Below are 13,394 nucleotides of genomic sequence, written 5' to 3' on the forward strand. Positions count from 1 at the left end.
CGGGTTACGGCTGCTGCTCAGGTCCGGGTTCGGGCGGCGCGCTGAGCAGTTGGTCGGCGATCTCCTTGGCCATCTCGGCGGGATCGCGGTCGCTGCTGTCGATCACCAGCAGGCGACGGTGTCGACGTCCCACGCCATGGACGTGGAAGGCGTGGAACCGCTCGGTGAACGTCGTGTCGGTGACGGTGCGTACGTCCCGTTCGTCGATGTGCTCGCGCCCTTGGTCAAGCCGTTGTGCACGGGCCTCCGGTGAGGCATGGACGTAGACGGCCAGGTCGAAGGGGGCCAAGGTGTGGGGCCAGCGCAGCATCAGTGCGGCAGCCAGGTACGGGCCGCCAGCCATGCCGAAGGCGACCATGCGATCGCCGTACCCGTCCTGGATGATCACCTTGTTGCGCGGCAGGGGTGGGTCGAAGCGGACGAGAAGGCTGTCGAGGAGGAACCCGCCGAACACGTAGGCGGTGGTCGTCCACCAACTGTCCGGCTGCCTCGCCTGGGACAGGATGCGTAGAGCCGGGACGAGAGGATGGTGCGGGCTGAGCATGCCCCGGTGCCGAACGGCCGGATAGCCGCGGGCCTGCAACTCGGCGACGAGGGCGTGCACCAGCGTGGTCTTGCCGGCCATGTCGATGCCGTCCACCAAGACGCGCGTCGCGCGGGTGGTGTGCCCGGCCCGCTTGCGCCCGCGAAGGAGAGTGGCCAGCAAGGGCTGGCCGCGGCGGCTTTTTCTCACCATCGGGTTCTTCATCCGATCACTGGTCCAGGGCACACGGCCGACGCGCGCACGGGCGGGAACGTTTGGGGAACGAGCCCGCGCGGCGGACGCCCCGGGCATCCGGGCGGGCCGTGCGCTCGCGCGGTAGCTCCATCGTCATCAGTCGGTGACGCAACGTCATTGCCGCTGCTGCGCACCCGCATTGCCAGTAAGTGGCAATGCGGGTGCCTGGCCGAACGTCCTCTCTGCCTCCCCGCTCGCGGCTCGGATACCGTGCTGGACAGCCGTTCCCTTCGCGGGGGGTGAACAGATGATCACGGTCAGTCGCTCGCGGCGCGAGGCCATCCGTAGGAAGGCCGCTCGGATCCGCGAGCGCTGCCTGAACACCGGGCAGAACACGCAGGCCACGGCCCGCGCCATTGCCGATGAGCTGCCCGAGGTGAGCTTGCTGGAGGCATGGCGCCTGGCCCTGGGCTGGTCTCGCGCCGACACCGTCGCCCGGGTCGGCGAGCTGTACCGCTCGCGTGGCCTGATGCCTCCGGGGATGATGCAGGCGATGCTGTGCCGGTGGGAGCACGGGCGGGTCAAATGGCTGAGCAACGAGTACGCGGAAGCCCTGTGCGCGGTGTACGGCGCCAGCGCCGCCCAGCTCGGCCTCGATCGGTGGCGGTTCGGCCCGGCCGAGGCGCTCGGCCGATACAGTGCCGTTGCCCTTGAGGCGTGCGATGCCCTCGTACGGGAAGGTGGGACCATGACCACAGCCGCTGGCCTGCCGGCCGTCCGTGAATCCCTCACTCTTGCCTTGCTGGTCGATCCGGCCGGAAGTCACACCGTGGTGGAGGTCGCCCAAGCCGCGATCGAGTTCTACTCCTTCGGCTACAGCAAACACCCGCCCACGGTGCTGTTCGACGAGGTCCACCAGACCCGCGGCCTGCTCACCCAGGCGCTCGCTTCCGGGCATACGGCCGAGGCTGTAGCCGTCGACATGCGGAACAGCATCGGCTGGCTCAGTGCTCTGCTGGGCAACCTCGCCCACCACGTGGAAGACCACACCGGTGCCCGGGTGCACCTGGCGACCGCCGTTTCGCTCGGCTAGCGCAGCGGGGACAACCGCCTGGCGGCCTGGGCATGCGGCGCCCTGGCCATGGTGACCCGGGCCTCCGGACAGCTCACCGCCGCCCTGGATCACGCCGAACGCGGACTGGCGTGTGTCCCCCGCGGGTTGCCCCGTGCCCAACTGCACGCCTGGGCCGAACTTCCCACCCTGGCCGCCCTCGAACGAGTCCAGGACGCCGAACGCGCGCTCGCCGACGCGGCCCGCGCACTCGAGGAAGATCCCGTCGGATCCGCTCCCGGCCGCTTCGGTTTCGACGATGCCGAGCACCGCCTTCACGAGGCCGAGGCCCACCGCATGCTCGGCCGTACAGACCAGGCCGTCGCAGCTGCGGAAGCCTCGCTCGGCACGTGTCTCACCGGAACCTCGGGCTGGGCCGCAGCATCCTTGACTCTGGCCCAGGCCGAGGCTCCAGTACGTCCGTCCGATGCGGCGCAGCGGGCACTCGACGTTCTGCAGCGGATCCCAGCCGTTCGTCTGCGCTCCACCGCGCGCGCCCGTCTGGCCCAGCTCGACGGGGCGCTGGCACCGGTAACGGCTGTCGGCGTCACAGAACTTCGCGAACGCGTCCGCACTCTGACGCCCGCCATCAATGTGCACGGAACCGCCGAGGGCGCATAAGACGCCGCATTTGGTGTCGGCCTCGGCCAGCAGCAACTCCGCCACCTGGTCGAACTGCGACCTCCTGGCGCCGCTGGCACGCATGGACGGGGTGTAGTCCCCGATCATTCGCAGGTTCCCGCCGCGGGCGAGGTACCAGAGGGCCACGGTGAACCGGCACACAGGGTTGGCCGCGTGCTCGGCCAGGTACAACAACTGCTGCCAGGGATCGGAGAGCCGGAAGTCGGCACCCGTCACCGCACAGATGCGGTAGCCCGCCGCAGCGACTGTCGCGGACAGCGTGCCCAGGCCCGCGCCGACCCCGGTGACCTGGGCTCCGCCCGGATTCTCCACCTGTTCCAGGAGCCAGCGGACGGATTCGGGCGACCGAAACGAATGCTGCCCCAGGTGCGCGCGAACCTGGAACCCGCTGACCGCGAAGTCGGCGAGGACCGGGGCCGTGCCGAGGAGCGGTGAACACTGCATCACTGAGTTCCCTTCACGATGCATGCCTGTGCGCGACACCGGTGTCCGGCGTACTGGTGATGGAGAGAAACCTTCAGCCCGTGGGCGCCGGCCCAGACCGCCCTGGGGGCCAACCTGGTCGCTGGAGTGATCGAGTGTCGGGCAACTGTGCGTGCCAAAACAGGAGTTGGCGGTAGTCCCGCGGTAGTCCCGGCTGGTTCGTGGCTACGCTCAGTGCAGGCACGGTTGATTGGATGGCAACGTGGCCGAGAAGACGCATCCGCTAGCGCACGCCCGGCTCGCGCGCGGGATGACAGGAGTTGATCTCGCCCGGGAGATCCGCGGCGCTGCCGAACGCCGTGATCTGAGATCGGGTGTCGACAAGCAGCGCGTCCGCAAGTGGGAGACCCAACGCGTCACCCCCGACGCGGACTCCCAGATCTACATTGCCGAGGTACTCGGGGTCCCAGCGGGAGCGGTGGATCCTCGCTCGTGGCCGCACTGGCTGCCGGGCGTCGGCGGCATGGTGATCCCTCTCGGTCCAGCCAGCCCGGTTCCAGCCCTCCGAGAGGCATTGCAAACAACCATGGAACGCTCCCGCCGCACCTTCCTGACCGCGATCTCCGGCAGTGCCCTGGTCACGCTGGCCAGCACCTGGGCATCGACCGAAGCCGGGGCCCTCACAGGCGAGCCCACCGGGCACAGAGGCAAACCCGTCGGGGACGACACGGTCACCCTGCTCGAAGAGACCAGCACGCGCCTGACCGTCCAGGCAACAGAGCAGCGCCAGCACACCGCGCCCCTGATCGACGCGCTCCTGACCACGACCACAAACCTCATCGAGGGCGGCCGGTGCAACCGGCCGGTCAAACTGCGACTCCACGCGCTCGCCGCGAACCTGGCGCAGACCGTGGGATGGCACAGGTTCGACCTCGGCCTGCACGCCGAAGCCAGCCAGTACTGGATCGCCGGACTGCACAGCGCCCACACCGGAGGCGACCGCGACATGGGCGCCGCCCTGCTCGGCGACCTCGCCTACCAGGCCACGTGGCGCGACGACCCGCGCACCGCCGCGGGCATTCTCGAGCGAGCCCTGTCCGGGACCCGGCACCCGGCTGCCCAGTCTCTGCTTCAACTCCGGCTCGCGAGGGCCCTGGCGGCTCAAGGCGAGCAGCGCGCCACCCTGCGGGCCCTCAGCGCAGCCGAACACCTTCTCGACGTGTCGTCGGGCGACCCTGTGCCAGCATGGTGCGTGTGGATGTCTCAGGCCGACCTGGCCGTCGATTCCGGTCAGGCTTTGCTCGAACTCGGGGACACTCGCCGCGCGCACGCACTCATCCGGGAGGGCCAGAAACTGCTGCCCACCCGCCGCGCCAAAACTCACGGAGTCTTCCAGGCATATCAGGCCAGGAGCCACCTCAACCTGGGAGAACCCGACTGCGCGGCAGCCGCCGCCCTGGAGGCACTCCAAGTCGCCCACCGAATCGGCGCCCCCCGGTGCGTCGAGCTGGTGCAAGGACTCATTCCTCGTTTCGAGGCCCACTCCAACGTCGAAGGAGTGCCTGAGCTGCTGGCCCTCGCCGCTGCGTGACACGCCAGTGGTATTCGCGAAGGTTGTCAGTCGGACGCGAGCTGCAGATCCCGAATGGGTGGCAAGGTGACATCGTGCGAGGCGTGCCCAGCGCTTCAAGTACCCGACCTCCCCCAGCGACGAGTGAAGGGCGACCGCTCGCGCGCGCCGATCACGACACAACGCCCGCCAGCTAGCACCATTGAGCTCTCGCCGGGCAGGATGAGGCGACCATGAGGAGCGCTCACTCACGATCGTCAGCAACTCCCGGAGAGGAAAGCCACCTTGGAGAGGGAGGAGCGGGCTACGTTCGCTGCGGAACTCACGCACTGGCGCAACGTGCGGGGCCTGTCGAAGGCAGCTCTCGCCCAGCGCCTGAACATCGACCCCTCGTACGTGAGCCACCTTGAGGCCGGCCGGGAACACGGCAGCTCCCAGCTCACCCGCCGGGCGGACACCGAACTCGACGCCGGCGGAGCACTGTGGCGGGCATGGCAGCGCACCGACGCCTCCCCGCAGGCGGCCGAGCAGAACGACCCGCCGTCCGGCACCGGCCTGCTGGTCCTGGAGGACGAGGCGGCGCTCCGCTACGACGACGGACGCTTCGACCTCAGCATGCGCAGGCTCCTGCACAACAACGGCACCGAGCCAGTCACCCGCTACCTCGTACGAATCGCCGTCGACCGATACCCCTCCGAACCGGAACGGTCCAACGCCCTCTACCGCCGCAACCCTCTGACCTGGGAAGAGCTCCAGCTCACGGCGCGTTGCGGGGACGAGCCGATGGGCTGGACCGTCAAACACGACCGGGACGCGTTCAAGGAGGTGTGGCTCCAGTTTCAGAACCCAACGAGCCGGTTCCCTCTCTACCCCGGCCAGGAAGCCGAGATCTCCTACTCGTACTGCGTCGGCGCCGAGAAGTGGGGTCCCTGGTTCCAGCGCGCGGTGCGACTGCCCACCCGGTGTCTGGCTGTGGAACTGTCTTTCCCTCGAGACTGTGAACCGTCCGTCTGGGGAACCGAGACTTCCATGAGCGCCGACTTCGCCCCACTGCGCACACCGCCACAGCGCACGGAACGAGGCGAGCACAGCGTTTTCTCCTGGGCCACCCTCGACCCGCCCCTGCACGCCCGCTTCCGCCTGGAATGGCGGCTGAAGAACGCAGCCGACGAGAAAGCGAACAACCCCGTGAGCACCCTGTCCGCGAGCCAGGCCATGGCCAACGCCGGCATCGTCCAGGGCGGCGACCCCGTCCTCACCCGCGCCGCCCGCCCCTTCGACCTGCCCACCGAGGCTGAAGAGGCCCAGGAGGTCATCACCGCGCTTATGGACGCAGTCGGCCGCGTCCGCCAACTTCACACGTTCGGCAAGGGCATGGGCATCGCCGCCCCCCAGATCGGGATCGACCGCTCCGCCGCCGTCGTCTTCCCACCCGATGCCGGGACAGACCCCATCGTGCTGCTGAACGCCCACGTCGCCGAGAGCTCCGAGGACGAGGACGAGCAGTACGAAGGCTGCCTCAGCTTCTTCGACGTCCGAGGACTCGTGCCTCGCCCGCTGAGCATCGTCGTCGCTCACAGCAGCCTCGACGGCTTCACCCACCTGTCGCGGTTCACCCGCGGCCTGTCCCGGCTCGTCCACCACGAGGTCGACCACTTGGGCGGCGTGCTGTACCGCGAGCGCATGCGACCGGGTGTGCAACCGATCCCTGTAGAGGAGTACCGCGGGACGGGCCGGCAGTGGCAGTACGGCTGAGCCGAGACCCGCTGCCGCATGCCGGCCCTCTCCGTAAGTTGCCGCCGCGACAATGAGAGCAGCATGGTCGCCTCGCCTGGCGCCGGTCATTTCGGCAACCTCCCGTCCTCACACGCCGCACAGGTCGTGGCTTCTCTGCTGGCGAGGTAGGCGAGAGCAGAGGCAAGGACCTGCTTCTGGGTGAGCGTGCTCGTGTCGATGACGTGACCGTCAGCGTGGAGCCCGCACTCGGCTGCGCGGCCGCTACTGTCCAGCTGACGCAGCCGGGTCACACGGCTCTCGGCGGCACCGATCGAGTCCTTGCCGGGCATGTGGGCGGAGACGATGCGCTCTTTGAGCACCGTTGGGTCGGCGTGCAACACGAGGTGGTGTACGTCCGCCGATTCGCTCAGGGCCGTCAGCAGTGTGGCCAGCAGGTCTTGGTCGATGACGGTCATCGGGACGATGACCGGGCCGTCGATGTAGGCGTGCAGGCCAGCGAGATAGGCGACTGCTGTCGCGTCCCACGGAGGGCAGCTCTGGTAGTCCTGCTGTGCGAAGGGGTGGCCTCGCAGCGATTCTTGGACAGCGCGCCCGATCGACTCGAGATCGGCAACCACCGCCCCAAATAGCTCGTTGGCAAGAGCGGTGGCGAGCGTCGTCTTCCCGACGCCGTGGTCACCGCTGATCCAAAGGATCATCCGTGTTGTCCTTCTCCTTAGGCGTTCTCGGTTCGAACGGTCAGGTGGACGTCAGACGCCCGGTGTCGGGAAGGGCGCGGTCGACGCCATAGCTGCGGATCACGTTGATGCTTGTCGCCGTGTCGCCGACGGTGCCGAGCGCTATGCGGCGCACCGCATCGACCCGCCAGCCGGTCGGTAGATTCGCGAGCCGTTTGCTGGCGGCCGCTCCCTGCCTCTTGTCCCCTTTTCGGTCCCACTCGGCCGTCCAGTCCTCTTCGGCGGGCGGCGGGGCCAGTCCCTCGGAGCTGCGGCGGTCGGCCCAGGCCACGGCTTCGTCGAGCGGCATCCGGGCCTGGTAGCGCTTTTCACGCTGGCCGCCCAACACCAAAATGCGCCATTCCGGGGGAAGGCGATCGAGAGTGTCGAGGAGGGCTGCGGCGGTGTCCCCGTCGGGTAGTCGCTGCGGTGAGGACGGCTCCCAACGCCGTGTCATCTGTGCGACGTCAGCCGCGAGTTCGTTCGCGGTGCTTGCGACGGACACGCGTGTCGTGCGAAGGGAGTCGGCGCGGGCGAGGAGCCGGTACATCGCGGCCCGGTCGCAGGCCGGCAGCTTAGTCCAGATGTGGCGGGTACGTAGTTCGTCCCAGGCGAGGAGGGTGGCATCGTGGGCAGCGGATCGGACGGCTGGCATGTCGTGCTGGTCGGCCTCGGCCAGGACGCCAAGTGCGGCGTCGATGCGCGCGGCCCGCGCAGGGTCCTCCGCCAAGGCGTCATCGCGGGCAAACGAGCAGGGGCCCAGATGTGCACCGAACAGTGAACACGGTCGCTCCTGGTCCTTGCTGTGTTGGCTGCAGTCGAACAGGGTGAGACAGACGACTTCATCCGGGGTGGTCCAGGTGGCCCACACCGCCCCGCCCTCGGGGCGGGCAAGCGGGCGGATGCGGCCCGCGTGCTGCTCTGGGCCTTGCTCCGTCAACTCGCAGAGGACGGAGCCGCGTGGCATGCCGGGAATGTCAGGCCGGGCGGCAAGTCCGTGGGCGCGGAAGCCGGTGGTGACGGCGATGCGTGCACCGCAGGTGCGGCGTGGCGCTGGTGACATGGGGTGGCCTTTTCGTTCAGAGTGCCGCGATAACGCACGAGAGTCGGTTGAATCGCAGCGCGGCAGCGGGAGGAGGCGCGCTGCGGCGTCGGGGAGGTCCTGCGTCACGCGGTAAGGGTCACGCGCGGCGGCACGAGAAGTGGCTGCCCGGGCCCCATCGAGAGGAACTGTTGGCGAGACAGAAGGGTCGGCATCGGCAGTAGCGGTTGGTCGCTCCACTTGGCCAGCGGCCGGATGGTCTGCCGGAGGAGGGCTTCGACGAGCTTGCGGCGCGACAGGTCAATCACGACGAGGTCGTGATCGCTGAGCCCGGACATGTCGATGACGCAGACGTACTCCACGCCTTGGACACTGAAGGAGTCCATAAGCCCGCGGTCGAGGCGGACGGGGCCGCCCTGGTCCGGGCGCTTGCGGCCGGCCGTGGCAGCCATGGCGTTGAGCTGTCCGTGGTGGGCCGCCCAGCGGGCGGCATCGTGCATGCCGGCCGCGAGCATGATGTCGTCGAAGTTCGTGTAACTGCGCCAGGAGCCGTCCGGCAGTTGCTCGGCACGGTGCAGCCGGTGGACATCATCCGTGATCTCGGGGGCGGACCAGTCGATGGCCGGGACCAACTCGCCGTGAGGGCTGGGCATTTCGTTGGTATCGCCGAGCAGCCAGCATGCCGCCCACGGGGCGGTGCGGCCGTTGTGGGCGTTGACCTTGTCGACCAGACGCGTCAGCTTGAACGTCTCACGCAGCCGGTCGGGCGGCGAGCAGTACGAGTTGCGGAAGACGGCCGAGTGGATCGCGGCATCGGGCACTTCGTCCAGGTGCAGGGGGATCTGGGTGGGCGGCGTGTGGAACCCGGTGCGGTGGTGGTGCTGGGGGCCGATGGTGAACGTGCTTTCGCGCACGAAGGCCCCGGTTGGGTTGTTGCCCTCGCCCATTCCCCCGAGGAAGCCGCGCATGCCCGCCAGGATGTCCTCGGTGGCGTGGAGGCGCCGTCTGGCGGCGGCCACCTCTTCCGGGGAGGTGTCGGGCCCGGTCTGGACGTGTGGGAGCTCCGGCATGCCGATCCAGTCCGGTTCCAGCTGGGCCAGGAATGCGTACGCCTGGCGACACAGTTCGGGGAGCGCCCCGGGCTCGGGACTTGGACCGCCGTTTCTCTCAAAGTTCCAGTTCACGAGACGGATGCGGTCACTGGACTTTGGCATCATGAAGACCTCCGGGCGGGCGTGCTGAGGCGACTTGGGGGGTGTAGCGGGCACTACTGATGGCTCCGTTTCTTACTGGGGCTCTTCGGGGAGGGGTGAGCTGTCGGATCCGGTGTCCTGCCTCTTGGCGGGGCGTATTCGGCCGCCCGATGCCTTGACCAGATCTCTTTCGAAGTCGCTGTCGTCGCGCCGTGCGATGGTCAAGGGGCTACGCCGGATTCCGAGGGTTTCGCAGGCTTGTCGAAGTGAGGTTCCGGATGCGACTTTGTCGAGAAGGGCTTGCTTCTCCGACGCGTCCAGGGGACGGCCCTGTTCCTGAAGAGCAGATTTCAGGCGGGCGTCGAACTGTGCGTCCTTTTGTCGTGCCGTCACGACGGAGGAACGAGAGAGGTCGAGGATTTTGATGGCTTGTCGAAGTGAGGTTCCGGATGCGACCTTGTCGACAAGGGCCTGCTTTTCTGACGCATCCAAGACTCGGTAGTGCGCCTGGCGAGCGGCTCTCAGCTGGGCGTCGAACTGGGTGTCCTTCTGTCGTGCCGTCACGACAGCGGAATCGCTGAGGCCGAGTGCTTCACGGGCGTCTTGGAGCTGCGTGCCGGCTTGCACCTTCTCGATCAGGGTCGCCTTCAGGTCCTTGCTCAGGGCAGTGACCCGCAGTTCTAGGACGACGCCACGTCTCTCCAGTTCAGCACGGTGGTCGGCATCCAGCGTCCGCGGTGTTCCGTCCCCGTCTTTGATGGCGCCCTGGGCAACGGAGCGCACATAGGAGAGGGCCGGTCCGAGGCGGTAGCCCTCGGCGTCGATGAATTTGACCGGGACATCGAGGTTTCCGAAGCGCTGGCGGTAGCGGTCGCAGGCGTCCAGCAGTTCCTGCTTTTTGGCGGCTTGCGGGTCCCAGCGCATCCCCATCTCGTCCAGCGCGTCGATCAGGGACTGGTGTAAGCGGCCTTCACGGTATGCGGGCCGCAGCGCCTTGAACTGCGAGCCCAGTAGCCGCCCCTCGGACGTGACATGGTCGTTCGGCACATCGAGGTTGCCGTTTTCCTGGTGGTAGGCGCGGGCGTCGCTGAGTAGCTGCTGCCGACGGGCATCCAGCGGTTCCCACTCCAGGCCGATGCGGTCCATGGCGTCGATACGGTCCTGGGGAACCCAGCCCTTGCGCCGATGCCGGCGCAAGGTACCCAGCCATGAATCCAGCCTGCGGCCACTGGCGCCGGGGCACTTCTCCGGCACGTTCAGGTGGCCGTGCTCATTGCGGAAAGCGACCGCGTCCGCGTATCCCTCCCACCACGAGGAGGTGGAGTTGCGTACCGTCAGCAGACGCAGCTGATTGAGGATTCGGTCGGAGGTGCCCTCCGGCAGATGAAAGGTGACTCTCTTCGGTAGGCCGGGTTCCTCGGGTTCCTGCTCTCCGGGCTCTTCGGAGTCCTGCCCTCCGGCGGTACGCAGTGACCGGTTCACGCGCTCCCGGTCCAGTTCGGCGGCGAAGCTCTCGTCGTGGGCCCTGAGGGCACGTACGACTTCGAAGAGAACCTCGAAGTCGCCGGCGTCGAGTTCTTCGTCGACCTCGGCGGTGTCGTCCGGAAGGATGATCGGCACGATGATCGTGGCTATGGAGGCAGTGTGGCGGCTGCGGCGCATGGCCCGGCCCGTGGCTTGGGCCACTCTGGTCGCGGACCGGGACGGGTGGGTGAACACGATGGTGTCCACCGCCGGCACGTCGACGCCTTCGGTCAGGCACTGCGCGTTGGAGACAACCGTCCATCCGTCGGCGGGCGGCTGTGCCAGCCGCGCCATGATGTCCTCCCGCTCGGCGGTGTCCATCGCCCCGCTGATGTGGGTGGCGTCTACCACGCCCGCTGGCTGCTTGGCGGCAGGCAGGCGGGCGACGGTGGCGGGAAGGGTGCGTGCGAAGTCGACGGCCTGCTGCACCCGTGGGTGGAAGGTGATGGCGCGCTCGGTGCCGTACGTGTTGCGGGCGTGCGCCAGCGCGGCCTGTGCGACGACCGTCCTCAGGGCGATCTCGCCGTCGACGTAGTCGGATGCGGTGTCGGCAAGCAGGGCACGGGCCTCGGCGTCGCTGATGCCCAGCACCACCAGCCGGTAGTCCTTCAGGTAGCCTTCGGCGATCCCGCGGGCGAACGAGTACCGGAACAGCACCGGCCCGAACAGTTCCTCGTCCCGCCAGCTCAACGCATCCTCGGCCTGCCACCCTGTCACGTCCGGCGTTGCCGTCATCACCAGCCGGCAGCTGTGGGGCAGGAACGTCGGGTCGGTGACGATCCGACGACGGGTGGCATCTCGCTTGCCGAACATGTGGTGCCCCTCGTCGCACACCAGCAAGTCGGCTTCGAGGCCGGCCTGCCGCAGACCTTCACCAACCCGGTGGGCCGACATATAGGTACCGAAGATCACCCGGCGTCCCCCGCCGCCCAGCCAGGATGCGATCACGTCCGGATCCGTACTGACCGGCACCTCAAGATCCTCGATCCGTACCGCGACATCGGAGACCTTCTCGTCCGAGCAGACCGCCATCGCACGGAACTCGACCATGCTGGCGTCCTGCCACTCACGCAGAATCTGCGCGACCAGGGCCAGCGACGGGGCCAGGACCACGATCATCCCGTCGCCCGGGACCAGTTCCTCCACCGCACGCAGCGCCATGAACGTCTTGCCGGACCCGCACGCCGCGTGCAACTGTCCCCATTTACCGTTCGTCAGCCCGGTGATGATCGCCTCGTGCGCCTCCTGCTGATACGGGCGCATCGACGGAAGTTTCCGCCGGTCGGGGCGACGGAGCGTGTCAGGTTCGGTCAACCGCGTCACTGATGATCCTTCTGTGTTGGTGTGGCTGGTATGGGCTCTGCGCCATGCGGGGCAGAGCACGGCAGGGGCGCGGCCAGGATGGTGCCGAGCGTCGGAAGGTCGTACTGCACGATGACCAGGCCGTGGTCGGCTATCTCGAAACTTCGGAGGTGGCCACGATCTCAACGCTCTTCAGGGCACGGGGTGAGGCCAGCTCCGCCCGCGACGGGGGGCGCAGACGGAACTGGCAGTCCTGGGGGGATCAGGTGGTGCGAGCGAAACGAGCAGTGCGCTCACCTGGATGAGCGTGCGGCGGATCAGCGCGGGGTCGGCCGTGTTCGCTGTCGCGGACAGGTCGGGAGGAGCGGCCTCGGCGAGGGGGCCAGCACGATCAGCTGCCGGGGACGCCGCGGCGGGGACGGAAGAGTCGTGAGTCACGTGTGTTCGTCCTCAAGGTTCTTGGCGCTGATGGTGACTTCGCCCGGTCCGGGGCTGGCGGGTAACGCCGTGCCCGACGCGGCTGGAGGGCAGGACACGCCGTCGAGCAGCTGGCCGGGCCGTGCACCGGGCCCGGATGCGGTGCGTGTGGCGGCCAAAGTGCTCTGGCGGGCCTCTGGGCCGGGCGCTGGCCGGGCGGCGTAGACCCTGCGCTGAAGTCCGCTGTAGATGAGCCCTTCTTTCCTGAGCGGTCTGAGGGCGTTCGAAATCGTGTTGGGATGCGCCTCGAACTCGGTGCGCAGCTGTTCATTGGTGGGCAGTTGGCTGCCGGGCGGATAGGTGCCATCGCCCAGCCGCTGCCGGATCGTGTGACCGATGCGTGCCGCCTGCGAGAATCTCCCGAGCGGCAGTGCCCAGGGCTGGGCCCGGTCGATCACGTATGTTCCGCGTGGGTTGAGGGTGGCGACGAGTTTCTCCTGTTTCAGTGATTTCAGGGCCCCGTAGACGCAGTAGTGACTCACCTCGAACTCGGCGACAAGGGCCGTCACCGGCGGCAGCCACGTCAGGGCGGCGTATGTGCTGTCAGCGATCCGCGCACGGATGATCTGCTCGACTCCTCTGGTGCCGCGGGCAATCGACTGGACGGCCTGCGGATCCGTGACATCCGCCCCGACGGCTCGATGGCTGGTCACGAACCCTTCCTCCCGGAACGGCTCGGTGGGCTCGCCGGCCACCCGACCCTCGCGCTCAGAGGGCAGCGCGACTGCGTAGACCCTGCTGTGCAGTCCGCTGCAGATGAGCCCCTCGTTTCTGAGCGGTTTGAGGGCCTTCGCGATCGTGTGCGGCCTCGCGGCGAACTCGGTTCTCAATTCGAGATTGGTGGGCAATTGCTCGCCGGGCGGGTAGGTGCCATCGGCCAGCCGCTCCCGGATGACCTGTGCGATCGATTCGGGGGTCATGAGGCGGCGATGTGCAGGG

11 protein-coding genes are annotated in these 13,394 nt (G+C 68.1%); 5 read left to right on the forward strand and 6 right to left on the reverse strand.

What is annotated here, in order from left to right:
• Positions 1-4: 4 nt before the first annotated feature.
• Positions 5-736 (reverse strand): hypothetical protein, encoded by a 732-nt coding sequence (locus tag QF035_RS45075; RefSeq protein WP_307527632.1) that lies wholly within the window; start codon positions 734-736, stop codon positions 5-7.
• A gap of 289 nt (positions 737-1,025) precedes the next feature.
• Here QF035_RS45075 and QF035_RS45080 point away from each other — a divergent pair, with 289 nt between their 5' ends.
• From QF035_RS45080 to QF035_RS45100, 5 genes are all read left to right on the forward strand, one after another.
• On the forward strand, positions 1,026-1,811 hold the full coding sequence (locus QF035_RS45080; RefSeq protein ID WP_307527634.1) for a hypothetical protein: 786 nt from the start codon (positions 1,026-1,028) through the stop codon (positions 1,809-1,811).
• 48 nt (positions 1,812-1,859) lie between these two features.
• Positions 1,860-2,450 carry a hypothetical protein gene (locus tag QF035_RS45085; RefSeq protein WP_307527635.1) on the forward strand — a complete coding sequence of 197 codons (591 nt, stop codon included), beginning with the start codon at positions 1,860-1,862 and terminating at the stop codon, positions 2,448-2,450.
• Positions 2,451-2,624: 174 nt separating this feature from the next.
• Positions 2,625-2,906, forward strand: coding sequence for a hypothetical protein (locus tag QF035_RS45090; RefSeq protein ID WP_307527637.1), 282 nt, complete (start codon positions 2,625-2,627; stop codon positions 2,904-2,906).
• A 250-nt stretch (positions 2,907-3,156) separates the two neighbouring features.
• Positions 3,157-4,485, forward strand: a complete 1,329-nt coding sequence (locus QF035_RS45095) for a helix-turn-helix domain-containing protein (protein ID WP_307527639.1) — start codon at positions 3,157-3,159, stop codon at positions 4,483-4,485.
• A 264-nt stretch (positions 4,486-4,749) separates the two neighbouring features.
• Positions 4,750-6,219: a peptide deformylase gene (locus tag QF035_RS45100; RefSeq protein ID WP_307527642.1), complete on the forward strand. Its 1,470-nt coding sequence runs from the start codon at positions 4,750-4,752 to the stop codon at positions 6,217-6,219.
• Positions 6,220-6,305: 86 nt separating this feature from the next.
• Here QF035_RS45100 and QF035_RS45105 read toward each other — a convergent pair whose 3' ends face one another.
• The 5 genes from QF035_RS45105 to QF035_RS45125 all read right to left on the reverse strand — a co-directional run bounded on the left by QF035_RS45105 (position 6,306) and on the right by QF035_RS45125 (position 13,375).
• On the reverse strand, positions 6,306-6,899 hold the full coding sequence (locus tag QF035_RS45105; RefSeq protein ID WP_307527644.1) for an AAA family ATPase: 594 nt from the start codon (positions 6,897-6,899) through the stop codon (positions 6,306-6,308).
• A gap of 40 nt (positions 6,900-6,939) precedes the next feature.
• On the reverse strand, positions 6,940-8,088 hold the full coding sequence (locus tag QF035_RS45110; RefSeq protein ID WP_307527646.1) for a hypothetical protein: 1,149 nt from the start codon (positions 8,086-8,088) through the stop codon (positions 6,940-6,942).
• Positions 8,085-9,143: an endonuclease/exonuclease/phosphatase family protein gene (locus QF035_RS45115; RefSeq protein ID WP_307527649.1), complete on the reverse strand. Its 1,059-nt coding sequence runs from the start codon at positions 9,141-9,143 to the stop codon at positions 8,085-8,087. Before QF035_RS45115 ends, QF035_RS45110 begins: the two co-directional genes overlap by 4 nt.
• A gap of 102 nt (positions 9,144-9,245) precedes the next feature.
• Positions 9,246-11,939 carry a DEAD/DEAH box helicase gene (locus QF035_RS45120; RefSeq protein WP_307527651.1) on the reverse strand — a complete coding sequence of 898 codons (2,694 nt, stop codon included), beginning with the start codon at positions 11,937-11,939 and terminating at the stop codon, positions 9,246-9,248.
• 473 nt (positions 11,940-12,412) lie between these two features.
• Positions 12,413-13,375, reverse strand: a complete 963-nt coding sequence (locus tag QF035_RS45125) for a GntR family transcriptional regulator (RefSeq protein WP_307527653.1) — start codon at positions 13,373-13,375, stop codon at positions 12,413-12,415.
• Positions 13,376-13,394: the final 19 nt, after the last annotated feature.

It is taken from the genome of Streptomyces umbrinus (genome assembly GCF_030817415.1).
In the GTDB taxonomy this organism is placed as follows: domain Bacteria; phylum Actinomycetota; class Actinomycetes; order Streptomycetales; family Streptomycetaceae; genus Streptomyces; species Streptomyces umbrinus_A.

Coding starts and splice junctions, on each gene's coding strand:
- QF035_RS45075 (WP_307527632.1), bottom strand. CDS start 736: ATGGTGAGAAAAAGCCGCCGCGGCCAGCCCTTGCTGGCCACTCTCCTT.
- QF035_RS45080 (WP_307527634.1), top strand. CDS start 1,026: ATGATCACGGTCAGTCGCTCGCGGCGCGAGGCCATCCGTAGGAAGGCC.
- QF035_RS45085 (WP_307527635.1), top strand. CDS start 1,860: ATGGTGACCCGGGCCTCCGGACAGCTCACCGCCGCCCTGGATCACGCC.
- QF035_RS45105 (WP_307527644.1), bottom strand. CDS start 6,899: ATGATCCTTTGGATCAGCGGTGACCACGGCGTCGGGAAGACGACGCTC.
- QF035_RS45120 (WP_307527651.1), bottom strand. CDS start 11,939: ATGCGCCCGTATCAGCAGGAGGCGCACGAGGCGATCATCACCGGGCTG.
- QF035_RS45125 (WP_307527653.1), bottom strand. CDS start 13,375: ATGACCCCCGAATCGATCGCACAGGTCATCCGGGAGCGGCTGGCCGAT.